The organism is Phycicoccus jejuensis, assembly GCF_000720925.1.
In the GTDB taxonomy this organism is placed as follows: domain Bacteria; phylum Actinomycetota; class Actinomycetes; order Actinomycetales; family Dermatophilaceae; genus Phycicoccus; species Phycicoccus jejuensis.
In genome coordinates, this window is sequence record NZ_JOEE01000001.1 from 641,139 (window position 1) to 666,982 (window position 25,844).

Genomic DNA, 25,844 nt, shown 5'->3' on the forward strand with positions numbered 1-25,844 from the left:
ACGAGGGGGAGGCATGGGGTACGAGGTCCAGATCGAGGACCTGCGCAGCTCGGCGCAGGCGGCCCGCGACGCGCTCGACGTCGTCGAGGACACCAAGGCGCCGGACGACCTGCGCGGCATCGCCGCCGCGATCCCCGGCGCGAGCGCCGCCTCGCTCGTCGAGACCGTCGCCACCGGCTGGGAGGCCGACGTGCGCTCCTGGGTCCGCGGCGCCCGCCGCTACGCCGAGGGCCTGGAGTCCGCGGCGACGCAGTACGAGACCGACGACGCCGCCGCCCGCGCCGCGTTCACGCCCGCCGGCCCCAACCAGCCGCGATGAGCCTCACCTGGGGCCAGGTGAAGCAGTGGAGGGCCGCGCCCTTCACGACGGCAGAGGAGGCGCTGACGACCAGCCGGCGCACCCTGACCGACCGCGCCGACGACCTGCGCACGATGGCCGGCCCGGCCCGCTGGACCGGCTCGGCCGCCTCGACCGCGAGCACCCGGCTGCGCCGCGTCACCGACGACCTCGAGATCCTCGTCGCCGAGGTGAGCGCCGCCCGCCGGGCCGTCATCGAGGCCGGTGACGCCGTGACCGGTGTCGAGCACGCCGTCGACGCCGCGGTCGAGTACGCGAGCGCCCACGGCCTGACGATCTCGGCCGACGGCACGGTGAGCGACGAGGCCGGCCTCCAGATGTGCTACGCCACCGAGCACGACGAGCAGGTCGCCCGCCAGGAGCGCCAGGTGCTCGTCGACGAGTGCGTCGCCCGCGTCGAGCAGGCGCTGCGGAAGGCCAACGACGTCGACGTCGACCTCGTCGCCGTGCTCACCTCCGTCCGCGACGGGACGATCGCCGACGGCTCGGACCTCTCGCTCGACGAGGCCGCCCGTGACGGGGACGCCGCCGGCCACCTCTCGCTCCTCGGCCCGCCGAGCGGAGGCACCCCCGCCGACAACACCGGATGGTGGGAGTCGCTCTCGCCGGAGGAGCAGCAGCGTGTCCTCGACGAGCACCCGGACTGGGTCGGCAACCTCGACGGCATCCCGATGGGCGTGCGCGACGAGGCCAACCGGACCCGCCTGGAGGAGACCGCCACCGAGCTGCGCGACCGGCAGCAGGACATCGAGGACGAGCTCGCCGCGATGGACCCCGACCCCTACGACCCCGAGTACCTCGCGCTGCTCGCCGAGGCGCAGACCATCCGGGAGCAGCTGGGCGCCATCGGCACGCTCGAGGAGACGCTCGACAAGCCCGACACCCACCTGCTCGTGTTCGACCTGACCCCGGGGCAGCGCCCGCAGGCCGCGGTCTCCATCGGCGACGTCGACACCGCCGACCACGTCGGGGTCTTCACCCCCGGCCTGACGAGCACGGTCGAGGGGATGGGCGGCTACGTCAACGACATGGCCGACCTGCGCGACGCGACCCTGGACCAGCTCGCCCGCAACGGCGACTTCGACAGCACGGTCGCCACGGTCGTGTGGCTGGACTACCAGGCGCCGCAGTGGGGCTCGACGTTCTCCGGCGACTCGGTCGCGCTCTCCGGTGCGGCCGAGGACGGGGGTGCCTCGCTCGCCGACTTCTACCGGGGGATCAACTCCTCGCGCGCGACCGACCCCGACCTCACCGCGCTGGGCCACTCCTACGGGTCGACGACGACCGGGTACGGCCTCCAGCACGAGGGCACGGGCGTCGACCGGGCGGTGTTCTTCGGCTCGCCCGGCCTCGGCACGAGCGACGTCGACGACCTCGACATCCCGAGCGGCAGCGCCTACTACGCCGAGGCGAAGTGGGACGGGGTCGGGGACCTCGGCCGGTTCGGCATCGACCCCTCGGCGATGGACGGCATCAACCACCTCGAGACCGGTGACGCGACGGTCGACGGGCAGGACTACGCGGGGGTGAGCGGCCACTCCAGCTACCTCGAGCAGCACTCGACGAGCCAGTACAACATGGCGACCGTCGTCTCCGGCCACCCGCAGGACGCCGTGGAGGGCAACAACACCGGCATCACGGACGACCCCCGCGCCTGGGACTGGTGGCCCTCGTGGCTCGGGGGGTGACGGCCCGCCGCCTAGGCTGGCCGACCATGGGCGGTCACCGGGGCGGGCGCGGTGCGTGGCGTCGGGGCGCGACGGTGCTGGCCGCCGTGGCGCTCGCGGCCACGGCGGGATGTTCTTCGACGACGAGCACGGGAGGCAGCATGGACCTCAGGGAGCAGCTGGCGCAGCGGCCCACCTTCGAGGAGGCCGAGAAGGGGTACCTCGCGCTCCTCGTGGAGCTGCGCGACACGATCGACGCCCAGGCCCCGGGGCTGGAGTGGCAGGCCGACGCGCCGTCGCAGCGCAGCCGGAGCGTCTGCTCGGCCCCCTTCGACACCGTCGAGGGCGCCGAGAACGCCAACTACTCGATCGGCCGAGGCGCCAAGGGCGTCGTCCCCGACGAGCGGTGGCAGGCGACGGTCGACGCGATGCTCGTGCCGCTGCGCGAGCAGGGCTTCAGCGAGGTGACCGTCCTCCAGGACGAGCCGGGGGCGCACCAGGTCTCCGTCGGCGACCCCGCCACGGGCGCGCGGGTCGAGTTCGGCACCAAGGCCGGGACCATCCTCACGCTCTACGGCGCCTGCTTCCTGCCCGCGCAGGGCTCCTGACCGCGGCCGGGACCGGCGTCGGCGCACCCGGCTAGGCTGGCGCGTCATGGAGGGCTACCTCGCCGTCGCGGCGGTCGTCCTCGCGGGCGTGCTCCTCGTGACCGCCGCGATGGTCGTCCGTCGCCTCGTCGCGCCCCGCGCCGCCGACGCCGCCGGCCGCGCGACCTACGAGTCGGGCGTCGACCCGGTCGGCACCGGCTGGGCGCAGTCGCAGGTGCGCTACCTGTCCTTCGCGTTCCTCTACGTCGTCTTCGCCGTCGACGCCGTCTACCTCTTCCCGTGGGCGCTCGTCCTGCGCGACGCCGACCTCGGGGTCGCCTCGCTCGTCGAGGTCGTCGTCTTCGTCGGCGTCCTGCTCCTCGGGCTCGTCCACGCCGGCCGGCGCGGCCTGCTCCGCTGGGACCTGCGATGACGGGGGAGCGCCGATGAGCGTCGACCTGCCGATGCCCCGCGTCGGGCCGCTCGCCGAGCACGCACCCAAGCCGGTGCGGATGGTCCTCAACTGGGGCCGCCGCTACAGCCTCTGGGTCTTCAACTTCGGGCTCGCCTGCTGCGCCATCGAGTTCATCGCCACGTCGATGGGCCGGCACGACTTCATCCGGCTCGGGGTCATCCCGTTCGCGCCCGGTCCGCGGCAGGCCGACCTCATGGTCGTCTCCGGCACCGTCACCGACAAGATGGCGCCGGCCATCCGCCGCCTCTACGACCAGATGCCCGAGCCCAAGTACGTCATCTCGTTCGGGGCGTGCAGCAACTCCGGTGGGCCGTACTGGGACTCGTACTCGGTGACCAAGGGCGTCGACCAGCTCGTGCCCGTCGACGTCTACGTGCCCGGGTGCCCGCCGCGGCCCGAGGCGCTGCTCCAGGGGATCATCACGCTGCAGCAGAAGATCGCCGCCGAGCGGGTCAGCGGCGCCGCCATCGCCGAGCGCCGGCGGGGCCGGTTCGCCGGCCACCGCGCGGCCACGGCCGCCGACGTCACCCGCGGGCTGGTCGCGCGCCCGTGAGCACGCCCGTCCTCGCGCTGCTGGCGCTCGTCGCCTTCGTCACCGAGCTCGCGCTCTTCGGCGGGGTCGGGGCGCTTGCCCACCACGCGGTCGGCGGGGGAGCGGCCGGCTGGGCCGCGGCCGTCGTCGCCACGCTGCTGGTGCTCGTCCTCTGGGGCCTGTTCATGGCGCCGAAGGCCCGCCTGCGCCTCGCCCCCGGTCCCCGCACCGCGGCCGCGGTCGTGCTCGTCTACGGCGTCGCGTTCGGGCTGCTCGCCGCGGGGTGGACCGGGTGGGCGTGGTTCGTCGGCGTCGCCGGGCTCGTCGTCGTCGCGGCGCAGACGGTGCTCCACCGCCCCGCGGAGCACGGCGCCCCCGCGTCCTGACCGACGCCTGACCCGGGCGTCACCCGCGCCTCCCGCAATGGTCACCCGCTGTTCCCCCGGAGGTCGGCGGCAGGGTCCCCTCGCGCACCTAGCGTCCTGCGCGGACACCCACGCCGAGCCCCGGGAGACCCCATGACCATCGCCCCCGAGAACCGCCGGATGCTCTCGCTCGTGCCCCACGCACGCGGCAAGCGCAGCGCGGTCACCTGCGAGCTGAAGTGCGGCAACGCCTGCGCGCACCCCGCCCCGAACACGAGCGAGAACGGCTACTTCCGCGACATCGCGAGCGCGGCGTTCAGCCGCCGCCGCATGCTCGGCGGCGTCGGGGGCGGCGCGCTCGCGGTCGCCCTCTCGCCGGCCGGGCAGGCCGTCGCCGGCGGCCGCGGCAGCGCCCACCACGGTGCGGGCCTGCGCTTCACGCCCATCGCGCCGGTGCCGGCCGACGTCGACGACCTGACGGTCCCGAAGGGCTGGACCTGGACGCCGGTGATCCGCTGGGGCGACCCGCTCTTCCGGCACACCCCGGAGTTCGACCCGGAGCACCAGACCGAGGCGGCGCAGCGGCAGCAGGTCGGCTACAACTGCGACTACCTCGACATCATCGAGCGCAAGGGCAGCGGGGGACGGCGCGCCGTCGCGGTCCTCAACCACGAGTACACGAACGAGAACATCATGTTCCCGCCGACCGACGACGAGCAGACCCTCGCCGAGCAGAAGCGGGTCGCGATGGCCGCGCACGGCCTGACCGTCGTCGAGCTGCGCCGCTCGGGCCGGGGCCGCCCCTGGAGCATGGTGCGCGGCGCCCGCCTCAACCGGCGCATCCACCTGCAGACCGAGTTCGCCGTCGACGGCCCCGCCGCCGGCCACCCGCTCCTGCGCACCCAGGACGACCCGCTGGGCCGCCGCATCCTCGGGACGCAGAACAACTGCTCCGGCGGCACGACCCCGTGGGGCACCGTGCTGTCGGGCGAGGAGAACTTCAACCAGTACTTCGTCGCGAACGACACCCCCGAGAACAAGCGCTACGGCATCCCGACGACCGCCGGCGGCCGCGCCTGGTGGACCGTCGACCCGCGGTTCGACGCCCGGCAGCCGGGCTACGAGAACGAGGTCCACCGCTTCGGCTGGGTCGTCGAGATCGACCCCGAGGACCCCGACTCCACCCCGGTCAAGCACACCGCGATGGGCCGCTTCAAGCACGAGAGCGCGAACATCCGCGTCGCCCCCGACGGCCGGGTCGTCGCCTACTCCGGCGACGACGAGCGCTTCGACTACCTCTACAAGTTCGTCTCGTCGAAGACGATGGTCAAGGGCTCCTCCCGGGCGGCGCGGGAGGCCAACAAGCGCCTGCTCTCCTCCGGCGACCTCTACGTCGCCAGGCTCACCGGCGACAGCCCGGCCGGGCAGATCGACGGCTCCGGCGACCTGCCCGCCGACGAGGCCTTCGACGGCAGCGGCCGGTGGATCCCGCTCGTCGAGGGCGGCCGCTCGAAGGTGGCCGGAATGAGCGTCGCCGAGGTCCTCGTCTTCACCCGCCTGGCCGCCGACCGCGTCGGCGCCACGAAGATGGACCGGCCCGAGGACGTCCAGCCCAACCCGGTGACCGGCAGGGTCTACGCGGCGCTGACGAACAACACCAACCGCGGTGTCGGCTCCAACCCGGGCGTCGACGAGGCCAACCCCCGCGTCACCAACCGCGAGGGCCACGTCCTCGAGCTGACCGAGCACCGCAACGACCCGACCTCGACCCGCTTCGCGTGGACGCTCCTGCTCGTCTGCGGTGACCCGAGCTCGGCCGGGACCTACTTCGGCGGCTACGACGGCCCCGTCTCGCCGATCTCCTGCCCCGACAACGTGGCGTTCGACTCCACCGGCGCCCTGTGGATCTCGACCGACGGCCAGCCGGGCACGCTCGGGCTCAACGACGCCCTGCACCGCGTCACCCTCTCCGGGCGGCAGCGCGGCAAGGTCGAGCAGTTCCTCGCCGTGCCGCGCGAGGCCGAGACCTGCGGCCCGGTCGTCCACGACCGCGACGGGTCGGTCTTCGTGGCCGTCCAGCACCCGGGGGAGGAGGGGTCCTGGGCCGACCAGCACTCCTACTTCCCCGACTACGTCGCGCCCGGGACCCTCTCGCGCGGCCGCTGGGGCGGGCCCCGGCCGAGCGTCGTGCAGGTGCACCGCGCCTGACCCCACGCCCCCGACGGGCCGGAGACGCCGCACGGCGTCCCCGGCCCGTCGCCGTCGGTCCGGCGGCGCGGCCGGGCCCACGTTCGTCACCCGGCGAAACGCCGGGGCGGCTTTGTCCCAACCGGCACACCTGACCCAACGGGATGGCCCACAATGACTGCGGGCACGGAGGTCGGTCCGTGCCCGAGGCCGATGGACCGAGGGTTCATGAGCGAGGTGCGAAGCTCGTCGCGGCGTGACCAGCGGTCCCGCCGCGGGTTCCGGCGACCCCGCACGGGCACGGTCGTCGCGACCGTCGTCGCGCTCGTCCTCGGCGGCTACGGCTGGGCCGCGACGCAGGGCGAGGGGTACACGACCGACCACCCCGAGGCCAACGACGGCACCCTCTGGGTGACCAACGACCGCTCCGGCCTCTTCGGGCGGCTCAACGGCCCGGCCGCCCGCCTCGACGCCGCCTTCCCGCCCGCAGGCGACGAGCCAAGCCAGAGCTACGCGCTCGACGTCGTCCAGTCCGGCAGCTCGGTCCTCACCCGCGACCGGCAGACCGGCCGGGTCGCGGCCGTCGACGTCCGCACCGGCGCCCTCGTCACCGACCGCGCGGTCTCGCTCCCGAACCGGACGCTGCTCGCCGTCGGCGGCAGCACCACCGCCACCGTCGACACCGAGACCGGCAGCGTCCACGTCGCGCACTCCACGAACCCCACCCTCGCGGCGGTCGACGGCCTCGACGGCCGCGCCGCCGACGACGTCCCCATCGCCCAGGACGCCACGACCGAGTTCCCGGCCGACGTGGCGGTGGGCGCCGACGGCACGGCCTACGCCGCCGGGTCCGGGGGACGGCTGACGACCCTGCGCCCGACCGCGGACGGCGGCTTCCGGCCGGTCCGCAGCTCGCTCGGCGGCCCGCTCCAGGAGACGCAGATCGTCCTCACCCCCGGTGGGCCGGTCGTCCTCGACACCGTCACCGGGGTCCTCGTGCGGCCCGGCGGCGCCCGGGTCGTCCTCAGCGGCGAGTCGGTGGCCGGCGGCGTGCCGCAGGAGGTCACGACGACGGGTGAGGTGCTCGTGAGCACCCCGCGCGCCCTCCTCGCGGTCGACCTGGCCGGCGGGGTCACCCGGTCGCTCACACCGGGCGGCCCCGGCCCCGGCACGGCGCCCGTCGTGCTCGACGGCTGCGCGTACGCCGCCTGGTCGGGCACGCCCGGCCGCGCCGTCCGGGTCTGCAGCGGCTCCGCCCCCGAGACGGTGACCCTCACCGACGCCGGCACGCTCAGCTCCCCCCGCCTGCGGGTCAACCACCGCACCGTCGCGCTCAACGACACCTCGACCGGTGCCGTCTGGGACGCCGACACCGGCAAGCGGCTCGACGACTGGGCGGCCGTCGCGCCCCCGTCCTCGCAGGCGCCCCGGGACGACACCGACCCGTCGTCGGTCGTCGACCGCACCGCCAAGCCGCCGCAGGCGCGCGACGACGAGGTCGGGGCCCGGGCCAACCGCACGAGCGTCCTGCACGTCCTCGACAACGACGCGAACCCCAGCGGCAGCGTCCTGTCCATCACCCGGGTCTCCGGGATGCCGGAGCGCGACGGCGCGCTCGACATCTCGCCCGACGGGCAGACCGTCCAGCTGACCCTCCCGCCGGCGGCGCGCTCCACCGGCTTCGACTACGTCATCGACGACGGCCGGGGCAACCGCTCCACGGCGCGCGTCACCGTGACCGTCCGCGCGCCGGACGAGAACGGGGCCCCCGTCCTGCGGAGCAACTACGTGCCGACCGTGACGTCGGTGACCAACCGCGGCTCGGTCACGATCCCCGTCGCCGGCGACTGGCGCGACCCCGACTCCGACCCCGTCGCGGTCACCGGCGCCAGCGACGGCGACCGCTCCGTCGGCGTCACCCCCGACGGCCGGCTGCGCTACACCGCGACCGGCGAGACCGGCCCGCGCACGCTCGAGTACACGGTGACCGACGGCACGGCCGAGAGCACCGGGCGGCTGAGCCTCGACGTCCTCGCCCCCGACGCGGACCAGACGACTCCGGCCACGGCGCTGCCGGACGTCGGGCGCGGCGAGGTCGACAAGCCGATCGTCCTGCGCCCGCTCGAGAACGACATCCCCGGCACCGACCCCACCGATCCCTCGGCCCGCCTCCAGCTCGCGGGCAACGTCACCGGCCCCGACGGCACGACGGTCGCGACGAGCATCGAGGCCGGCACGGTGACCGTCACGGCGGGCGCCCCCGGCACCTACCTCCTCGCGTACACGGTGCGCTACGGCTCGGCGAACCCCGCGCGCGGCGCGATGCGCGTCGACGTGCGCGCCGCCTCCGCGCGCACCGGGGACATCACCGCGATGCTCGACCAGGCCGTCGTCCACGGCCAGACCGCGACGGTCACCGACGTCCTCGCCAACGACGTCGACCCCTCGGGCGGCCTCCTCACGGTGCAGAGCGCCGAGGCCGACAGCTCGGACGCCGTGCAGGTCGCGGTGCTGCGGGGCCGGTGGCTGCGCATCGTCCCGAACCGCCCGGAGCTGCGGCCCAACCCGATCCTCGTCCGGTACACGGTGACCAACGGCGCCGGCAAGACGGCCGTCGGCTCGGTGTCGGTCCTCCAGCTGCCCGCGCCGAAGGACGACGCCCCCGTCGCCGTCGACGACACCGCCACGGTCCGCTCCGGCGACCAGGTCTCGATCCCCGTCCTCGACAACGACCTCGACCCCGGCGGCACGACCCTCCGGCTCGCCCCGCAGGTCGAGGGGGCCGCGCGCAGCGGCATGCTGCCGGTGGGCGGCGCCGACGGCGGACCGACCGACGAGCCGACCGGCGCGGCGTACGTCGCCGGCTCGGTCGTGCGCTACCAGGCACCCGTGGTCACCGAGCAGCGCACCGTCACCATCACCTACGTCGCCGAGAACGCCGCCGGGTCGCGGGCGTCCGGCACGGTCCGCGTCACGGTCACCCCGCCGCCGGACGCGCAACGCCCCAACCGCGCCCCGACCCCGGCGACGCTCGAGGGCCGGGTCGTCGCGGGCGACACCATCACGGTGTCGATCGCGGGCTCCGGCGCCGACCCGGACGGCGACTCGACGACCCTCGTCGGGCTGGCGTCCGCGCCGCGCCTCGGCCGCGTCCTCGCGGTGACGCCGTCGTCCATCACCTACCAGGCGTACCCGACGAGCGGCGGCACCGACGACATCACCTACCTGCTCGGCGACCGGTACACCAAGGTCGGCACGGGCACGATCCGCATCGCCGTCTCGCCCCCCGGCGACCCCCAGCCGAGCGTCGCGGTCGACGACGAGGTGACGGTCGCCCCGGGCCGGCGCGTGTCGGTCGACGTGCTGGCCAACGACATCCAGCCGATCGGCGAGCGCGCCACCGTCGAGCCGCTCCAGAACCTCGACGTCGTCGAGCGGGCGGGCGCACGGCTCGACGCCGCGTCGGGCCGGATCTCGGTCGTGGGCCCGCCGGCCGCGACGCCCCTGCGCATCCCCTACTCGATCACCGGCGCGAGCGGCGAGTCCTCCACCGCGACGCTGACCGTCCGCGGCCGCGCGGGCGTCAACCTGCCGCCGGAGCCGCGCAACGCGCTCGCGCGCCCCGCGGCCGGCGCCCAGACCGTCGAGGTCGACCTCCTGGCCGGTGCCGTCGACCCCGACGACCCCACCGGTGCGCTGCAGGTGAGCCGGGTCTTCAACGCGCCGGAGGCCACCGTCGTCGACGGCCGGGCGACGCTCGTGGTCAAGCCGGTGCCGCAGGTGCTGTCCTTCGAGGTCCTCGACGCGGGCGGGGCCGCCGCGCTCGGGCTCGTCCACATCCCCGCGGGCGGCTCCAGCGTCCCGAGCGTCAAGCCGGACGCGCTCGTCCGGGTCGACCGGGGTGGCTCCACCGTGGTCAACCTCGCCGACGTCGTCGACGTCCCGGCCGGGCGACCCCTGACGCTGACGACCGAGGACCGGCTCGCCGCCTCGCCCGCCGGCGCGCTGCGCGTGCGCTCCGAGGGGCCCTCGCAGCTGCGGGTCACCGCGCTGCGGGACTACGTCGGGCCGGCCGCCGTCGCCTTCGAGGTGACGACCTCCTCCACCCCCGGCGGGGGCGCGGGGCGCCGGGCCTTCCTCACCGTGCCGGTGCAGGTCGGCCCGGAGACCCCGGTCCTGCGCTGCCCACCGACCGCCGTCGACGTCGTCGTCGGCGGCACGTCGCGGCCCCTCGGCATCCGGCAGCTGTGCCACGTCTGGACCGCCCGGCCCGAGACCGCGGAGACGCTGCGCTACTCCGGCTCCTTCGAGTCGCCGGTCCCCGGGCTGTCGGTCCTCAGCCGGGGCGGGACGACGCTGTCGGTCTCGGCCTCCTCGGCGGCCGTCCCGGGCACGACCGCCCGGCTCCTCGTCACCGTCGACGGCACCGAGGCGGCCCCCGCGGTGCTCACCGTGCGCGTCGCCCCGGCGCAGCCGCCGACGATGCTGCCCGTGGCCGTCAGCGGCGTGCGCGCCGGCACGACGCAGGTCGTGTCCCTCGACGGCTACCTGCGCTCGCCGCTCGTCGACCCCCGCTACGACGTGCTCGGCGTGACCCAGCTGTCCGGGGTGGCGTCGACGGCGCGGCGCGACGGCTCCCGCGCGGTCGCGGTGACCCCGGGAGCCGGGGCCAAGGGCCGGCTGACCTTCCGGGTCACCTTCACCGACGTCGACGCGAGCAACCGCGCCGACCGCCAGGGCACCGGCATCCTCACCGTCGACGTCCTCGGCGCGCCGGACGCCCCGGGGGCCCCGGTGCAGACCGGGCCCACCCTCAGCCGCTCGGCCCGGCTCGCGTGGACGCCGCCACGCGACAACGGGCTGCCCGTCGAGTACTACCAGGTCGACTGGGACGGGGGCTCGCAGCGGTGCGCCGCCTCGCCGTGCGTCGTGACCGGGCTGGCCAACGCCACCCCGACCCGCTTCACGGTCAAGGCGCACAACGCCGTCGGGTTCGGGCCCTCGTCCGCTCCGTCGGCGGCGGTCACCGCGGACGAGGTGCCGGGCGCGCCGCAGGCGCCGCGCGTCACCGACCCGCGCGACCGCGCGGTCACCGTGGCCTGGGACGCGGCGCCGAGCGGCGGCTCGGCCGTCACCGGCTACCTCGTGACGTGGCCGGGCGGCCGGGCCGAGACGTCCTCGACCTCCGTCACCGCCGCCGGGCTCGACAACTCGCTGCGCACCCCGTTCACGGTCAAGGCCCGCAACGAGGCCGGCTTCGGGCCGGCGGTCGTCGTCGAGGGCCAGTCCGCGGGGACGCCGGCCGTCCCCGACGCCCCGACGGTCGACGCCTCCGAGGTGGGTGGCGGTGCCCGCCAGGTCGTCGTCGTCTCGTGGACGGGGGTCGCGCCCAACGGCCCGGGCGACACCACCTACACCGTCACCCGCAGCGGTCCCGGCGGCACCGTCGCCATCTGCTCCGGCACCCCCGCGACGCGGTGCGAGGCCGACGCGGTCGACAACGACGGCTCGACCTACGACTACCGGGTTCAGGCGGCCAACGACGTCAACCGGTCGGCCTTCAGCGCGGCCACGTCGCGCCGGGCCGTCGGCACCCCGGGCGACTTCACCGGCGTGGCGGCCGCCGCCACGGGCACCGACCGCCAGGTCGAGCTGAGCTTCACCTCGCCGCCCGCGCGCGACGACGGCGTCACCATCACGTGCCGCGTCGGCGGGACGTCCTGCGGCCAGTGGTCGGCGCCGCGCAACCCCACCGACTTCGACGAGACCGTGACCGTGCCAGACAACGGCAGCGACTACACCTTCGTCCTCACCGCCACGAACTCCGCCGGCCTCACCTCGAGCGCGCGGACCACCTCCGACGTCGTCTACGGCCCGCTCGGCGCCGTCGGCGTGAGCATCGAGTCGACGGTCGGGGCGTACGTCACCTACGTCGTCTCGGTCGACGCCAACGGCCGGGCCGCCGACGTCTCCGTCAGCGTCCAGGGCGGGGTCGAGGGCACCTCGTCCCCGGACCCGGACCGCACCGGCAGCGGGACGTGGACGCAGCGCTACCGGACCAAGGTCGGCTACGGGCGGGACGTGACGATCGAGGCCACCGCCACCCGTCGCGGCGACTCCCGCAGCAGCTCGACGACCGCGTCGACGGGCCTCGGCACGCTGACCGGGAGCTCCGAGGGCGAGGTCCTCACCCTCACGGCGCGCAACCTCACGGCGAGCGCGACGATGCAGTGCACCATCACCCCCGAGGGCGGCGAGCCCGTCGGCGCCACCTTCGCGACCGACGCATCGGGCGACTTCGGGCCCGACGCGCCGAGCACCGACCTCGTCCCCGTCCCCGGGACGCGGTACACCATCTCGTGCGACGACGGACGAGATCCCGCCACCCCCGTCGAGGACACCTGGACCGCCCGATGAGCCCCTTCCGCCAGCCCACCACCAGCACCGACGAGGACGCGATGAGCACCGAGCCCCTGGCCCACGCCGACGAGATCGCCTGGTTCGGCGAGACGTTCACGACGGTCGTCGGCGCCGTCGGGGAGGCGCTCGTCGGCAAGGAGCGTGTCGTCCAGCTGGCCGTCACCTGCCTCGCGGCCGGGGGGCACCTGCTCGTCGAGGACGTGCCCGGCACCGGCAAGACCAGCCTCGCCCGGGCCCTCGCCGGCTCGGTGCGCGGCACGCACCAGCGCATCCAGTGCACGCCCGACCTCCTGCCGAGCGACGTCACCGGCGCGTCCATCTACGACCCCCGCGCGCAGGTCTTCGAGTTCCGGCGCGGCCCGGTGTTCGCCAACGTCGTCCTCGCCGACGAGATCAACCGCGCCTCGCCGAAGACCCAGTCGGCGCTGCTCGAGGTGATGGAGGAGGGCCGGGTCACGGTCGACGGCACGACCCACGACGTGCCGAGCCCGTTCATGGTCATCGCGACCCAGAACCCGATCGAGCAGGCCGGCACCTACCCGCTGCCCGAGGCCCAGCTCGACCGCTTCCTCATGAAGACCGCGATCGGCTACCCGGACGCCGAGGCCACCATCGGCGTCCTGTCCGGGCTCGCCGTCCGCGACCGCGCCGCCGGCGTCACCCCCGTCATCGACGGCGCGCAGGTGCTGCGCATGCGGCAGGTCGCGCGCTCGGTGCACGTCTCGCGCCCGCTGCTCGAGTTCGTCCAGGCGCTCGCGGAGCGCTCGCGCGACCACCGCCACCTGCGCCTCGGTCTCTCGGTGCGCGGGATGCTCGGCTACGTGCACGCCGCGAAGGCCTGGGCCGCCGGGCAGGGGCGCAACTACGTCGTCCCGGACGACCTCAAGGAGCTCGCGGTGCCGGTCATGCAGCACCGGATGCTCCTCGACCCCGACGCGCAGTTCGAGGGCGTCACCGTCCCCGACGTCGTCGACGAGCTCTTCGACATCGTCCCCCTGCCACCGGTCGCGGGGCGCTGACGCCCGTGTCCTCGCCGCGCCACCTGCTCGCACTCCTCCGGGAGCGGTCCGTCGTGACCCGCACCGGCTGCGGAGCTCTGGTCGTCGGCGTGCTCGTCGGGCTGGTCGGGTGGACCTTCGCGTGGGAGGAGGCGCGCATCATCGGCCTCGCGCTCGTCGTCCTGCTCGGGGTGGCGGTGCTCATGGCGCTCGGGGGGTCGCGGGTCGACCTCGACCTCCAGCTGCACCCGGTGCGGGTCTCGCCGGGCGGGGTGGCCGACGGGTCGCTGCTCGTGAGCAACCCGCGCAGCCGGCGCGTCGCGCCCGCCGACCTCGAGGTGCCGGTCGGGTCGCGCGTGGAGGCCTTCCGGATGCCGTCGCTCGGCCCCGGCGTCCGCATCGACTTCCCCTTCCCGGTCCGCACGACCCGCCGCGGCGTCGTGCTCGTCGGACCCGTGACGACCGTGCTCGGCGACCCGTTCGGCCTGGCCCGTCGCACGCTCAACGCGTCGCGGACCGTCGAGCTGTTCGTCCACCCGCGGACGGTCAACCTCCCCTCCCTCGACGCCGGCCTCATCCGCGACCTCGAGGGTCGTCCCACCCAGGACCCGTCGCTGTCGGACCTCGACTTCCACACGCTGCGCGGCTACCTCCCCGGCGACGACCGCCGGCACATCCACTGGCAGTCCTCGGCGCGGATGTCGGCCGCCTCCGGCACCACCTCGCTGATGATGAAGGGCTACACCGACACCCGCCGCTCGCACCTCGGGGTCGTCCTCGACGCGCGGCTCGACGGCTACGGCGACGACGACACCTTCGAGATCGGCGTGACCGCCGCGGCCTCGGTCGCGGTGCGGGCCCTGCGCGACGAGATGGACGTCACCGTCGTCGCGGGCGGCCACGCCGTCGACCGCGTCGGCGTCGCCCGGACGCTCGACGGTTTCGCGCGGGTCGAGCCGGACCGCACCGACCTCCCGGCGCTCGCGACCCGGCTCGTCGGCCTCGCCCCCGGCACGAGCATCACCGTCGTCGTCACCGGCGCGGCCACGTCGCTGGCCGAGGCGCAGCGCGCCGCGACCCACCTCGGGCCGCACGTGCGCGTCGTCGTCCTGCGCGTCGCGCCGGGGGAGCGCAGCACGACCTCCACCGTCGCCGGCCTCACCTTCCTCACGATGGGCTCGCTCGACGACCTGACGCGGCTGGTCCGGGTGGTGGGTGGCCGATGAGCCTCCTGTCGGCGCCGTCGCGCGCCCGCGACCGTGGCCCGGCCCCGGCCCGCTTCCTCGGTCCGGACCCGGCGTCGCCGGGCCCGACCCGGCGCTCGCGCCGCCGCCAGCCGCACCCGCTCGACGTCGTCGTCGACGTCGCGGCGGTGCTCGTCCTCGTCGCCGCCGCGCTCAGCGGGTTCGTGGGGACCTACCTCGGCTGGTCCTGGGTGCTCCCGTCCGCGGTCGGGCTCGTCGCGGGTGTGCTCCTCGCCCTGCTCGTGGGCCGGGCGCGCGCGCCGTGGTGGACGCTCGCGCCGGCCCTCGTCGCGGCGGCCGCGCTGCTCGGTCCGCCCCTCGTCCTGCGCGGCACCGCGGCCGGACCGCTGCCGACCCCCACCGCCTGGGGCGAGCTCGCCGGCACCGCGGTCGACGGCTGGATGCGGATGCTCACCACGCTGCCGCCGGTCGACGGCGCCGGCCCGCTCGGGCTGCTGCCGTTCCTCCTGGCCCTGGTCGCCGGCGGAGCGACGACGATGCTCGCCCGCCGCACCGGCGCACCCCACCTGCCGCTGGTCGTCCCGGCGGCGCTCGCCGCCGGCGTCGCCGCGCTGGGCGTCACGGAGCCGGGCGGGATGGTCGCGCGAGCCGTCGTGCTCTTCGTCGTCGCCCTCACCTGGGGAGCCGACCGCGCTCGCCGGGCCGTCGTGGTCCACAGCGCGCACAGCCTCGAGCGGACCGCGACCGGGGCCCTGCTGCTCGCGATCGTCGGGGTCATCGTCATCGGGGCGGTGCCGTGGGTCGGGGCGCCCGACCGGCAGGTGCTGCGCTCGTACGTGGCCCCGCCCTTCTCCGCGACCGACCGACCGAGCCCGCTCGCAGCCTTCCGGGCCTTCCGACCGAGCAACGCGGACCTCGCCGACAAGGTCCTCTTCACCGTCCGCGGGCTGCCGACCGGCACCCTGCTGCGGCTCGCGACCGTCGACACCTACTCCGGCACCGTGTGGGCCGCCGGGGACGGCCGCGCGGGCACGACCCCGGAGTCCGGCACCTTCCTGCGGGTCGGCGCCGAGATCCCCCGGGCGGCCGGTGGCACACCCGTCGAGGCGACGGTGACCGTCGGCCAGGCCTGGGCGGGACGCAAGGACCTGCGGATCTGGGTGCCCACGGTCGGCGGCGAGACGGGCCTGGCGTTCACCGGCCCGCGCGGCCGCGACCTCGACGACGCCCTGCGCGTCAACCTCGACACCGGCGCCGCCGTCCTCCCCGAGGGGCTGGACGCCGGTGACACCTACGCGCTGCAGGCCCGGGTCGGGGCGCCCGACGCGACCCCGCCCGCGACGCCGCCCGTCGACCCGCCCCTCCTGCAGCCGGTGGCCCAGCTCGTCGCCGCGAGCGTCGAGGCGGGCGACACCCCGATGGACCGGCTGCGTGCCGTCGGGACGCGCCTGCGCGACACCGGGGCCTACAGCGACGGCGGCGAGGGCCAGACGACCGTCCTGCCCGGCCACTCGCTCGGTCGGCTCTCGGCCTTCGTCGCCGACCGCCAGCCGGCCGGTGACGACGAGCAGTACGCGGCCACCGTCGCGCTCGCCGCCGCGTACCTCGGGATGCCGGCCCGCGTCGTCCTCGGCGCCGTCCCCGGCGAGGGCGGGGTTGTCCTCGGCAGCGACGTCCGCGCGTGGGTCGAGGTCCACGACGGCACGCGCTGGCAGCTCATCGCCCCCGACGACTTCGTGCCGCCGCGCGACCGGGCACCCGACCCCCGCACCGTGCTCGACCAGGAGCCGAACCGGGCCTCGGCCGTGCCCCCGCCCACCGCGCAGCGGCCGCCGAGCAGCGAGGACGGCTTCACCCTCGACGAGGGCGCCAGCGGCCGCAGCCGCTCGACGACGCCCGAGGTCGGCTTCAGCCTGCCGGTCTGGGCCGTCGCCGCGCTGGCGGTCGCGGCGGTGCCGGCGCTCGGCATCCCGCTGTGGACGGGCCTGCTCGTGCTGCTCAAGGGGGTCCGGCGCGGATGGCGCCGTCGCCGCGGCACCCCGGCCGCCCGCACCGGTGCCGCGTGGACCGACGTCGTCGATGCGCTGCGCGACGCCGGGTACGCGGTCTCCGGGCGCGACACCCGGCGCGAGGTCGCGCGCTCGGTGGGGGGCGTCTCCCTCCTCGACACCGCCCGGACGGTGGACGACGCGCTCTACGGTCCCGGCGGGGCCGACGCCGCGGGCGCCGACCGCGCCTGGGCCCTCGCGCGCCGGGCCCGCCACGAGCTCGCCGAGGGGCGCACCCTCCGCGAGCGCTGGCGGCGTGCGGTCTCGCTCACCTCGCTGACGCCCGACCGGGGCCGCAGCCGGGTGCGCACACCGTCGGGCATCCACCGCGAGGGCGTCCGCCCACCGCGGTCGGAGCCGACCCCGTCCCCCGTCGACACCCCGGAGCACGCCCCCGTCTGAGCGTCCGCGAGGCCGGTTCGAGGTGAAGGTGGGCCCCCTCGTGGTCGGGTTTCACCTCGAACCGGGGGCCTGGGGGCTGGGTCGAGGTGAAAGGGGACCGTCTGGTGGTCGGGTTTCACCTCGATTCGGGTCAGCGGCGCGGGGCATCGGTTCGAGGTATCTCACCCCCGTCTGACGGCGGCGGAATACCTCGAATCGGGGGATGGAGGCCGGGTCGAGGTGAAAGAGGACCGTCTCGTGGTCGGGGTTTCACCTCGACCACGGTAGATGGGGTCAGCGGCGGCGGCGCAGGCGGGCGAGGACGCCGCGGCGGGGCGGGTCGGTCAGCGGGGTGGGACGCTCCGGGGAGAGGTCGACGGCGCCGACGCTCGGGGCGTAGCCGAGGTGCCGCTGCGGGCGCGGGCGGGCCGCGGGGGAGAGCGGCGCGGCCGAGACCTCCGAGGGGCGGGTGCCGCGCGGCCGGTCGGGCGTCGGGGCGGGCGGGGCCGGCGCAGCGGCCGGCGCCGCCGGGGGCGCCGGAGCCGGCAGGTCGGCCGGGGGCACCGCCCACGGCACGATGCGCACGTCGAGGGAGGCGCCGGTGCGCCGGGCCGCGGCGCGCGGGGGCTCGGGCGCGTCCCGGACGACCCGGGGCGCGGGCGCGTCGTGCTCGGCGCGCGTCGCCTCGACGACCGCCCGGAGCCGGGACCGGGGGATCGTGGTCTCGTCGACCTCGTCCAGCCCGTCCACGCCGTCCATCGTAGGGAGGACGACGGGCCGCCCGCCGGGGTTCGGCGCAGGTCGCCGACCCGGCGGCGGACCCTCCGGCGGCCGCGCTCGCTAGGCTGCCCGACGTGGCGGACGAGGTGCGTGAGGTCGAGCCCGGCGGGTGGCGGTCCGCCGTCGCCGCAGCCCGGGACGAGGGCCACACCTTCTTCGACTGGCTGAGCGCCGTCGACCGCCTCCACGACGAGGCAGCCCCGGGGTTCGACGTCCTCTGCCACCTCCTCGACGTCTCGACCCCCGGCGCGCTGCGCGGGGTGCTGCTGCGCACCCGTGTCGCCGACGGCGAGCCGGTCCAGTCGCTCACCCCGGTGTTCGCCGGCGCCGCGTGGCACGAGCGCGAGACGCACGAGATGTTCGGCATCGACGTCGAGGGCTTCGACGACGGCACGGACCTCGGCCTGCGCCCCCTCCTGCTGCCCGACGGCTTCGAGGGCACGCCGCTGCGCAAGTCCTTCCAGCTCGCCGCCCGCGCGAGCCGGCCCTGGCCCGGCGGCAAGGAGCCGGGCGAGGGTCACGACAGCGCGCGCTCGCCGAGCCGCCGCCGCGTCCAGGCCCCGGGCGTCCCGCCGCCGGAGTGGGGTCCGCGATGACCCTCCTCGAGGCCACGCTGCGCGCGGTCGCGGCGCTCGCGGCCTTCCTCGTCCTGCCGCTGCTCGTCGGGCAGGCCGAGCACAAGGTGATGGCGCACATGCAGGGCCGGCTCGGCCCGATGTACGCCGGCGGCTTCCACGGCTGGGCGCAGCTCGTCGCCGACGGCGTGAAGTTCGTCCAGAAGGAGGACATCACGCCGCGGGCGGCCGACCGCTGGGTCTTCCGGCTCGCCCCGGCCGTCGCCCTCGTGCCCTATCTCGTGGCGCTCGCGCTCGTCCCCGTGCACCCGGGCGTCGCCGCGGTCGACGTCCCGGGCTCGCTCGTCCTCGTCCTCGCCGCGACCTCGGTCGGCGCCCTCGGCACGTTGATGGCGGGATGGTCGAGCGCCAACAAGTACTCGCTCATCGGTGGCCTGCGCGCCGCCGCCCAGCTCGTCTCGTACGAGCTGCCCATCGTCCTCGCCCTCGCGTCGGTGGCCCTGGCCGGCGGTTCGCTCTCGCTGGCCGTCCTCACCGAGCGCTGGAGCCCGCTCTGGCTGCTCTGGCAGCTGCCCGGCGCCGTCGTCTTCCTCGTCGCCGCCGTCGCCGAGCTGCAGCGCCCGCCCTTCGACATGCCGGTCGCCGACGCCGAGCTCGTCATGGGCGCGTGGACCGAGTACACCGGCCTGCGCTTCGCCTTCTTCCTCCTGTCCGAGTACGCGGGCATCGTCGTCATGTCGCTGCTCTTCGCGACGCTGTGGCTGGGCGGCTGGCACGGCCCGCTCCCCGACGCGCTCGGCTGGCTCTGGACACTGCTCAAGGGGTTCGTCGTGGCGCTGCTCGTCATCTGGGTACGGGTCGCGTGGCCGCGCCTGCGCGAGGACCAGCTGCAGCGGCTGGCCTGGCTGTGGCTCGTGCCGCTGGCCCTCGGGCAGCTGCTGCTCACCGGCGTGGGGGTGGTGCTCGGATGGTGACCGCCGACGACCGCGGACGGACCGGTGGGCTGCCGGGCGTCCTGAAGGGGCTCGCGACGACCGCCCGGACGGCGTTGCGTCCCACCCACACCGCGGAGTACCCCGACGTCGCGCCGAGCCTGCCGCCGCGCAGCCGCGGGGTCATCGCGCTGCTCGAGGAGAACTGCACCTCGTGCATGCTCTGCGCCCGCGAGTGCCCGGACTGGTGCATCTTCATCGACTCGCACAAGGAGACGATCCCGGCCCCGACGCCGGGCGGGCGCGAGCGCCAGCGCAACGTCCTCGACCGGTTCGCCATCGACTTCTCGCTGTGCATGTACTGCGGCATCTGCGTCGAGGTCTGCCCCTTCGACGCGCTGCACTGGAGCCCGCAGTTCGAGTACGCCGAGACCGACATCCGCGACCTGCTCCACGAGAAGGAGCGGCTCGGAGCGTGGATGCCCACCGTCCCGCCGCCGCCGGCGCTCGACGAGCGCTCGGCCGAGCCGGCCGAGGTCGCCGCCGCCAACCGGCCCGCCCGCGGCACCGGCCTCGTCGGCGGGGGGGCGGCCCGCCCGCCGAGGACCGTCCGCCCGAAGGTCGTCCGCGAGCAGCCCTCCACCCCACCGCAGGACGACCCGTGACCGCGCTCGACACCGCGTTCACCGCGAGCGGGGTGCTCGCCGTGCTCGGCGGTCTCTTCGCCGTCACGACGCGCCACGTCGTCCACGCCGCGCTGTGGCTCGTCGTCGCGCTCCTCGGGGTCGCGGGGTCGCTGCTCGTGCTCGGCGCCGAGCTCGTCGCGCTCGTGCTGGTCCTCGTCTACGTCGGCGCGGTCGTCGTCCTCGTCCTCTTCGCCCTGATGCTCACCCGTGCCCCCATCGGCCCCGACGTCGCCCATGCGGCCGGCCGGTGGCGGGCGACCGGCGCCGGGCTGCTCGGCCTCGCGACCGCGGGGCTGCTCGCCACCGCGCTCGTGCCGCTCGCCGACGGCACGGTCGAGCGCGCCGACGTGACGACGACCCAGGTCGCCGGGCAGCTGTTCGGCACGTGGGTGTGGCCCTTCGAGCTGCTCTCGCTGCTGCTGCTCGCCGCGCTCGTCGGGGCGCTCGCGGTCGCGCGGGGCGACCGCGCCGTCGACGGGGCCACGGCGCCGTGATCCACCTGGTCGGCCCGTACCTCCTGGCCGCCGCGCTCGTCGGGCTCGGTGTCGCCGGGATCGCGTTGCGCCGCAACGCCGTCCTCCTCCTGGTCGGCGTCGAGCTCGTCCTCTCCGGAGGGCTCGTCCTCCTCGTCGCGACGCAGGCCGCGGGCGCCGACCGCTGGGCCGCGGGCAGCGTCCTGCCGCTCTTCACCATCACCATCGCCGCCGCGGAGGTGGTCGTCGCCCTGGCCGTCGTGCTCGCGGTCTTCCGGCAGCGCGGCAGCATCGACCTCGACCGGCGCAGCGAGCCGGAGGACGCCCCGTGACCCCCTGGCTCCTCGTCCTCCCGACGGTGCTCGCCGCCGGGCTCGGCGTCGCCGTCCGCCGCGACGACCGCTGGGCCGGCGCGCTCGCCGTCACCGGCACCGGCGTGACCCTCCTGCTCGCCCTCGTCGCGTGGATCTCGCAGTCGGGCACCGTCGTCGGTCACCTGCCCTCGCTCCCGCTCGGCGACCTCGAGGTGCCGCTCACCCTCGCGACCGACCCCGTGCGCCTCGCCGTGGCGGCCGTCGTCGCGCTCGTCGCGACCGCGGTGCAGGCGTACTCGACGTGGTACCTCGCCGCCGACGACCGCTACGGCCAGTTCGCCGCCACCGTCAGCCTCTTCACCGCGGCGATGCTCCTCGTCGTCGTCTCGTCCGACCTCGTCCTCACCGTCGTCGGCTGGGAGGTCATGGGCTGGTGCTCCTACCTCCTCATCGGCCACTGGTCGCGCCGCCCGGCCGCCCGCCGCGCCGCGCTCAAGGCGTTCCTCGTGACGCGGGTGGCCGACATCGGCTTCGTGCTCGGCCTCGTCGGTCTCGCCGCCGGGGCGCGCTCCACCGACCTCGGCGCCGTGGTCCGCGCCTGGGACCGGCCCACGGCCTGCATCGACGCGGCCGTCGTGAGCGGCTCGAGCCTCGGCGACGCCCTCGGGGCCTGCGGCGCCCCGGACGCCACGCTGCGAGCGGTCCTGCTCGTCCTCGTCGTCATCGGCGTCCTCGGCAAGTCGGCGCAGGTCCCCTTCCAGGACTGGCTCGCCGACGCGATGGAGGGCCCGACCCCGGCGAGCGCCCTCATCCACGCCGCGACGATGGTCGCCGCCGGCACGGTCGTCCTCGCCGGGCTCTTCCCGCTCCTCGCCGACAGCCCGAGCGCTCGGTGGGTGCTCGGGCTGGCCGCCTCCGTGACGATGCTGCTCGCCGCCGTCCTCGCCTTCGCGCAGAGCGACCTCAAGCGGATGCTCGCGTGGTCGACGGTCAGCCAGGTCGCCATCATGCTGGGGGCCGTCGCCGCGGCGCCCGACGGGGCCGGGCCGGACGCCGGTCTGCTGCACCTGTGGTCGCACGCGCTCTTCAAGTCGCTGCTCTTCCTCGCCGTCGGCTGGGCCGCGGTCGCCGCCGGGGGGACGGCCGCGACCGCGTTGCGCGGCAGCGCCGCCGCCGCGCCGGTGCTGCGCGCGGCGTTCCTCGTCGGCTTCCTGTCCCTGGCCGGGGTGCCGCTCGTCGTCGGCGGCGTCTCGAAGGAGCACGTCCTCGCGACCGCGTGGGACGGCGCGGTCGCGGGCGACGGCCCGGGCATCGTCGTGCTCGTCGTCCTCGTCCTCACCTCCGCCGTCACCGCCGCGTACTCGACCCGCGGCTACCTCGTGCTCACCGCGCACGTGCGCCAGCGACCCACCGCCGGTGGGGTGACGCCCGCCGCGTCGGCCGTGCTGTGGGTGCTCACGGTGCTCGTCGTCTTCGGCGGGCTCGTCCTGCTCACCGGCACGTTCGCCGTCGGCGAGGTCTCCCTGCTGTGGCTGCTGCTCACCGTCCTCGTCGTCGGCCTCGGCGTCGCCGTCGCCCTGCGCGGCGGCTTCGACCGCGACCCCGCCGAGGTCCTCGCCCGCCGGCTCACCCCGCACGCCGACCGCGGCCTCGGCGTCGACGCCGTCTACCGGCGCCTCGTCGCGCGCCCCGTCGTCCGCCTCGCCCGGGTCGTCGCCTTCCTCGACACCGAGGTCGTCGACGCCTACGTGCGCGGCACGGCCGTCGCCACGCGGGCCGCCGGCTGGACCGGGGTGCGCCTGCATCGTGGCGAGCGGCCGAGCGCCGGCGTCGGGCTGGTCCTGGCGGCGGTCGTCGTCCTCGGCCTCGTGGGGGTCCTCGCGTGGTCGTGAGCCTGCTCCTCGCGCTCCCCGCCGCGGTCGGCCTCTGGCTGGTCAGCGGCGGGCGTGCGCTGCCCGTGCGACCGGCGCGGCTGCTCGCGGCGTCGACCGCCGGCCTCACGCTCGCCCTCGCCGTCCTCGTCGCCGTCACCCGCCCGGGGGTCGACCGCGCCTGGCTGCCCGAGCTCGGGGTCCGGTGGTCCTTCGGCGTCGACGGCATCTCGGTGCCGCTCGTGCTGCTCACCGCCCTCATGGGCGTCGTCGTCACCGCGCACGCCTGGGTCGAGGTGCCGCGCGGCGGCACCCCGGCGACCTTCCTCGGCTGCCTGCTGCTCGTCGAGGCCGGGGCGCTCGCGACGTTCACCGCCCGCGACGCCGTCCTCTTCCTCGTCGCCTTCGAGGTCGTCCTCGTCCCGATGTGGGTGCTCATCGGCCGCTACGGCGACGCCCGCGACCCGCGCGCCCGCACCGAGGCCGCGCAGCGCTTCGTCCTCTACACCGCGGTGGGGTCGACGACGATGCTCGTCGGCATCCTCCTGCTCGTCCTCTCGGCCGGGACCGCGGACCTGCGCGAGCTCGCCGGCGGGGCCGGTGCGGCGCTCGCGCCGGGTACCCAGCTGGCCGTCGCCGCCCTGCTCGTCGCCGGGCTGGCCGTCAAGGTCCCGGTCTTCCCGCTGCACACCTGGCTGCCGCCGGCGCACACGACGGCCCCGACCGCCGGGTCGGTCCTGCTCGCGGCCGTGCTGCTCAAGATGGGCACCTACGGCCTGGTCCGGCTGCCCGTCGCCACCGTTCCCGACGGGTTCGGCCGGCTCGCGCCGGTGCTCGCCGTCGCGGGCGCGGTCGGCATCGTCTGGGGCGGGCTCGTCTGCCTCGTCGAGCGCGACCTCAAGCGGCTCGTCGCGTACTCGTCGGTCGCGCACATGGGCTTCGTCGTCCTCGCGCTGGCCAGCGGGTCGCAGACCGGGCTGCAGGCCGCGCTCTACGCCAACATCGCGCACGGCGTCGTCTCGGCGCTGCTCTTCGTGCTCGTCGGCGGCCTCAAGCACCGGTGGGGGAGCGTCGACCTCACGGTCCGCCGGCCCGCCCTGCGCGAGACCTCGCCCCGGCTCGGGTTCGTCCTCCTCCTCGGTCTCGCCGGGAGCCTCGGCCTGCCGGGCCTCGCGGGCTTCTGGGGTGAGCTCCTCGCGATCTACGCGGCCTGGCGGCCGGCTGATGACCGCCCCGGTGCCGTCCTCCTCTCGTGCGCCGTCGTCGCCGCGGTCGGCGCTGCGCTCGCGGCGGCCTACGCCCTGCGCGTCGCCGGCCTCGTGTGGTCCGGCGACCGACCCGACCCCGAGTCGCCCGCGACCCCCGACACCGTCGGCGTCGAGCGCTGGGTGCTGGGCGGCCTCTCCGCGCTCGTCGTCCTCCTCGGGGTCGCCCCGATGCTCCTGCTGTCGGTGACGCACGACGCCGTCGCCGCGCTGGGGGGTGCGCGATGACCTCGCTCGTGTCCGTCGACGCTGTCGTCCTCGCCCCGGCCCTGGCTCCCGTCCTCGGGGTCGTCCTCGTCCTCGTCGGCGACGCCGTGCGACCCGGGCGCTCGCGGTGGGCGCTGCCGCTGGCGGGGGTCGTTCTGGTCGCCGGTGCGCTGGTCGCGCTGCGCGGCAGCCTCGGCTCCGAGCTCGAGCCCCTGCGCACCCTCTGCCTCCCGGCGCCCGACGGTGCCTGCCTCTGGACGGCCGGCCCGCGCACCTCGACGCTCCAGGCCGCGGTCCTCCTCGCCTCGGCGGCCGCCCTCGCCCTGCTGCACGACGGCCGGGCCGGCCGGCGCGACACCGCCGTCACCGCCACCCTGCTCCTGGCGTCCGCGACCGGCGGGGTCGCCGTCGCCGCCGCCCGCGACCTCGGGTCGTGGCTCGTCGCGCTCGAGCTCGCCACCGTCCCCGTCGTCGCGCTCGTCGCGCTGCGCGGCACCCGGTCCGCCGCGCACGGCGCGCTGAGCCTGCTCGTCACGTCCCTCGCGTCGTTCGCGCTCCTCGTCCTCGGGGCGGCCCTCTGGCTCACCGCGACCGCCGACGCGACGTTCTCGTCCGAGGCGGTCGCCGCCGCGTGGGCCGACCCCGACCGCCGGCGCGTCCTCGTCCTCGCCGTGACCCTGCTCGTCGCCGGGCTCGGCTTCAAGCTCTCTCTCGTGCCGTTCCACGCGTGGACCCCCCAGGCCTACGCCGCCGCCGACCTCGGCACCACCCTGTTCCTCGCCGCCGCCTCCAAGGTCTCGGCCGTGGCGGCGCTCCTCGTCGTCGTGTCCGCCCTCGTCGGGGCGGCGCCGGGGCCGGCCGTCGCCGTCCTGCTCGGCCTGCCCGCCGTCGCGTCGCTCCTGCTCGGCACCGTCGTCGCCCTGCGCCAGGACGACCCGGTCCGCCTGCTCGCGTGGTCGACGATCGCGCAGGCCGGATGGGTCGTCGTGCCGCTGACGGCGGTCTCGGCGACCGGCCTGCGGGCCGCGGCCGCCTACGTCGTCACCTACGCCGCGGCGACGACCGTGGCCCTCGCCGTCGTCGCCCGCACCGGCGCCCGGACGCTGGCCGGCACCCGCGGGCTGCTGCGCCGCGACCCGCTCGCCGGCGGCGCCCTCGGCCTGGCCCTGCTCGTCCTCGCCGGGCTGCCGCCGGGCGTCATCGGGCTCGTCGTCAAGGTCCTCGCGCTGTCGGCGCCGGTCGCGGCAGGGGTCTGGCCGGTGGCCGCGGCGGGCGTCGTCGCCGTCGTCCTCGGGCTCGCGGTGTACCTGCGATGGGTCGCCGTCCTCCTGGCCCGTCCGGAGCCCGCCGACGGCCCGGGCGAGGAGGCCGGCGACACCGCGCACGGCCGCTCGACGCGCGTGGTCGTCGTCGCCGGCACCGTGGTCCTCGTGCTGGTCAGCGCCCTGCCGCAGCTCCTCGTCGGCGGCCTGTCCTGACGTCGACGGCCCGGAACTGAAACGCGGGCCGCGGGCGTTC

Annotated in this window: 20 protein-coding genes; 19 read left to right on the forward strand and 1 reads right to left on the reverse strand. The window is 76.1% G+C overall.

All coding sequences use genetic code 11. The features are described 5' to 3' along the window. Nucleotides 1-13 precede the first annotated feature (13 nt). The 11 genes from IG69_RS0103175 (at nt 14) to IG69_RS0103225 (ending at nt 17,244) form a co-directional block, all read left to right on the forward strand. Nucleotides 14-319: a hypothetical protein gene (locus IG69_RS0103175; RefSeq protein WP_051750105.1), complete on the forward strand. Its 306-nt coding sequence runs from the start codon at nt 14-16 to the stop codon at nt 317-319. Further along, nucleotides 316-2,046: an alpha/beta hydrolase gene (locus IG69_RS0103180; protein WP_030526731.1), complete on the forward strand. Its 1,731-nt coding sequence runs from the start codon at nt 316-318 to the stop codon at nt 2,044-2,046. Before IG69_RS0103175 ends, IG69_RS0103180 begins: the two co-directional genes overlap by 4 nt. Before the next feature lie 26 nt (nt 2,047-2,072). Next, a complete protein-coding gene (locus IG69_RS0103185; RefSeq protein WP_084696541.1) occupies nt 2,073-2,633 on the forward strand; it encodes an LppA family lipoprotein in 561 nt (186 codons plus the stop codon). Nucleotides 2,634-2,679: 46 nt separating this feature from the next. Next, complete coding sequence (locus IG69_RS0103190) at nt 2,680-3,045, forward strand: NADH-quinone oxidoreductase subunit A (RefSeq protein ID WP_030526733.1); 366 nt, start codon at nt 2,680-2,682, stop codon at nt 3,043-3,045. Between the two features lie 13 nt (nt 3,046-3,058). Beyond that, a complete protein-coding gene (locus IG69_RS0103195) occupies nt 3,059-3,640 on the forward strand; it encodes an NADH-quinone oxidoreductase subunit B (RefSeq protein ID WP_030526734.1) in 582 nt (193 codons plus the stop codon). Beyond that, nucleotides 3,637-4,005: a DUF2568 domain-containing protein gene (locus tag IG69_RS20830; RefSeq protein WP_051750107.1), complete on the forward strand. Its 369-nt coding sequence runs from the start codon at nt 3,637-3,639 to the stop codon at nt 4,003-4,005. The genes IG69_RS0103195 and IG69_RS20830 overlap by 4 nt, the downstream gene beginning before the upstream one ends. Nucleotides 4,006-4,137: 132 nt before the next feature. Continuing rightward, entirely contained in the window at nt 4,138-6,192 is a 2,055-nt protein-coding gene (locus IG69_RS0103205; RefSeq protein WP_030526736.1) for a PhoX family protein, read from the forward strand. A 207-nt stretch (nt 6,193-6,399) separates the two neighbouring features. After that, nucleotides 6,400-12,588, forward strand: coding sequence for an Ig-like domain-containing protein (locus IG69_RS23080; RefSeq protein WP_036828724.1), 6,189 nt, complete (start codon nt 6,400-6,402; stop codon nt 12,586-12,588). 41 nt (nt 12,589-12,629) lie between these two features. After that, nucleotides 12,630-13,610 (forward strand): AAA family ATPase, encoded by a 981-nt coding sequence (locus tag IG69_RS0103215; protein ID WP_030526738.1) that lies wholly within the window; start codon nt 12,630-12,632, stop codon nt 13,608-13,610. A 53-nt stretch (nt 13,611-13,663) separates the two neighbouring features. Further along, complete coding sequence (locus tag IG69_RS0103220; RefSeq protein WP_030526739.1) at nt 13,664-14,815, forward strand: DUF58 domain-containing protein; 1,152 nt, start codon at nt 13,664-13,666, stop codon at nt 14,813-14,815. Then, on the forward strand, nt 14,812-17,244 hold the full coding sequence (locus IG69_RS0103225) for a transglutaminaseTgpA domain-containing protein (protein WP_051750111.1): 2,433 nt from the start codon (nt 14,812-14,814) through the stop codon (nt 17,242-17,244). Before IG69_RS0103220 ends, IG69_RS0103225 begins: the two co-directional genes overlap by 4 nt. Nucleotides 17,245-17,517: 273 nt before the next feature. Here the strand turns inward: IG69_RS0103225 and IG69_RS0103230 are convergent, their stop codons facing one another. Further along, nucleotides 17,518-17,973 (reverse strand): hypothetical protein, encoded by a 456-nt coding sequence (locus IG69_RS0103230; protein ID WP_030526741.1) that lies wholly within the window; start codon nt 17,971-17,973, stop codon nt 17,518-17,520. A gap of 104 nt (nt 17,974-18,077) precedes the next feature. Here IG69_RS0103230 and IG69_RS0103235 point away from each other — a divergent pair, with 104 nt between their 5' ends. From IG69_RS0103235 to IG69_RS0103270, 8 genes are read left to right on the forward strand one after another with little or no spacing between them, the layout of a single operon-like run. Beyond that, a complete protein-coding gene (locus tag IG69_RS0103235; RefSeq protein WP_030526742.1) occupies nt 18,078-18,599 on the forward strand; it encodes an NADH-quinone oxidoreductase subunit C in 522 nt (173 codons plus the stop codon). Further along, nucleotides 18,596-19,552 (forward strand): complex I subunit 1/NuoH family protein, encoded by a 957-nt coding sequence (locus IG69_RS0103240; protein WP_030526743.1) that lies wholly within the window; start codon nt 18,596-18,598, stop codon nt 19,550-19,552. Before IG69_RS0103235 ends, IG69_RS0103240 begins: the two co-directional genes overlap by 4 nt. Further along, nucleotides 19,546-20,175, forward strand: a complete 630-nt coding sequence (locus IG69_RS0103245) for a NuoI/complex I 23 kDa subunit family protein (protein ID WP_157577315.1) — start codon at nt 19,546-19,548, stop codon at nt 20,173-20,175. Before IG69_RS0103240 ends, IG69_RS0103245 begins: the two co-directional genes overlap by 7 nt. Next, the gene (locus IG69_RS0103250) at nt 20,172-20,690 is read left to right on the forward strand and encodes an NADH-quinone oxidoreductase subunit J family protein (RefSeq protein WP_030526745.1); all 519 of its coding nucleotides are present in this window, start codon (nt 20,172-20,174) and stop codon (nt 20,688-20,690) included. Before IG69_RS0103245 ends, IG69_RS0103250 begins: the two co-directional genes overlap by 4 nt. Then, nucleotides 20,687-21,001, forward strand: coding sequence for an NADH-quinone oxidoreductase subunit NuoK (gene nuoK, locus IG69_RS0103255; RefSeq protein ID WP_030526746.1), 315 nt, complete (start codon nt 20,687-20,689; stop codon nt 20,999-21,001). The genes IG69_RS0103250 and nuoK overlap by 4 nt, the downstream gene beginning before the upstream one ends. Beyond that, entirely contained in the window at nt 20,998-22,875 is a 1,878-nt protein-coding gene (locus tag IG69_RS0103260) for an NADH-quinone oxidoreductase subunit 5 family protein (protein ID WP_030526747.1), read from the forward strand. Before nuoK ends, IG69_RS0103260 begins: the two co-directional genes overlap by 4 nt. Then, nucleotides 22,872-24,347, forward strand: a complete 1,476-nt coding sequence (locus tag IG69_RS0103265) for a complex I subunit 4 family protein (RefSeq protein WP_245616063.1) — start codon at nt 22,872-22,874, stop codon at nt 24,345-24,347. The genes IG69_RS0103260 and IG69_RS0103265 overlap by 4 nt, the downstream gene beginning before the upstream one ends. Next, nucleotides 24,344-25,804 (forward strand): proton-conducting transporter transmembrane domain-containing protein, encoded by a 1,461-nt coding sequence (locus IG69_RS0103270; protein ID WP_030526749.1) that lies wholly within the window; start codon nt 24,344-24,346, stop codon nt 25,802-25,804. Before IG69_RS0103265 ends, IG69_RS0103270 begins: the two co-directional genes overlap by 4 nt. Nucleotides 25,805-25,844: the final 40 nt, after the last annotated feature.

Bases quoted from the DNA above. Each gene is read 5' to 3' on its own strand.
- IG69_RS23080 (WP_036828724.1), top strand. From the start codon at position 6,400: ATGAGCGAGGTGCGAAGCTCGTCGCGGCGTGACCAGCGGTCCCGCCGC.
- IG69_RS0103190 (WP_030526733.1), top strand. From the start codon at position 2,680: ATGGAGGGCTACCTCGCCGTCGCGGCGGTCGTCCTCGCGGGCGTGCTC.
- IG69_RS0103185 (WP_084696541.1), top strand. From the start codon at position 2,073: ATGGGCGGTCACCGGGGCGGGCGCGGTGCGTGGCGTCGGGGCGCGACG.
- IG69_RS0103240 (WP_030526743.1), top strand. From the start codon at position 18,596: ATGACCCTCCTCGAGGCCACGCTGCGCGCGGTCGCGGCGCTCGCGGCC.
- IG69_RS0103245 (WP_157577315.1), top strand. From the start codon at position 19,546: ATGGTGACCGCCGACGACCGCGGACGGACCGGTGGGCTGCCGGGCGTC.
- IG69_RS0103175 (WP_051750105.1), top strand. From the start codon at position 14: ATGGGGTACGAGGTCCAGATCGAGGACCTGCGCAGCTCGGCGCAGGCG.
- IG69_RS0103205 (WP_030526736.1), top strand. From the start codon at position 4,138: ATGACCATCGCCCCCGAGAACCGCCGGATGCTCTCGCTCGTGCCCCAC.
- IG69_RS0103180 (WP_030526731.1), top strand. From the start codon at position 316: ATGAGCCTCACCTGGGGCCAGGTGAAGCAGTGGAGGGCCGCGCCCTTC.
- IG69_RS0103270 (WP_030526749.1), top strand. From the start codon at position 24,344: ATGACCTCGCTCGTGTCCGTCGACGCTGTCGTCCTCGCCCCGGCCCTG.
- IG69_RS0103225 (WP_051750111.1), top strand. From the start codon at position 14,812: ATGAGCCTCCTGTCGGCGCCGTCGCGCGCCCGCGACCGTGGCCCGGCC.
- IG69_RS0103215 (WP_030526738.1), top strand. From the start codon at position 12,630: ATGAGCACCGAGCCCCTGGCCCACGCCGACGAGATCGCCTGGTTCGGC.
- IG69_RS0103195 (WP_030526734.1), top strand. From the start codon at position 3,059: ATGAGCGTCGACCTGCCGATGCCCCGCGTCGGGCCGCTCGCCGAGCAC.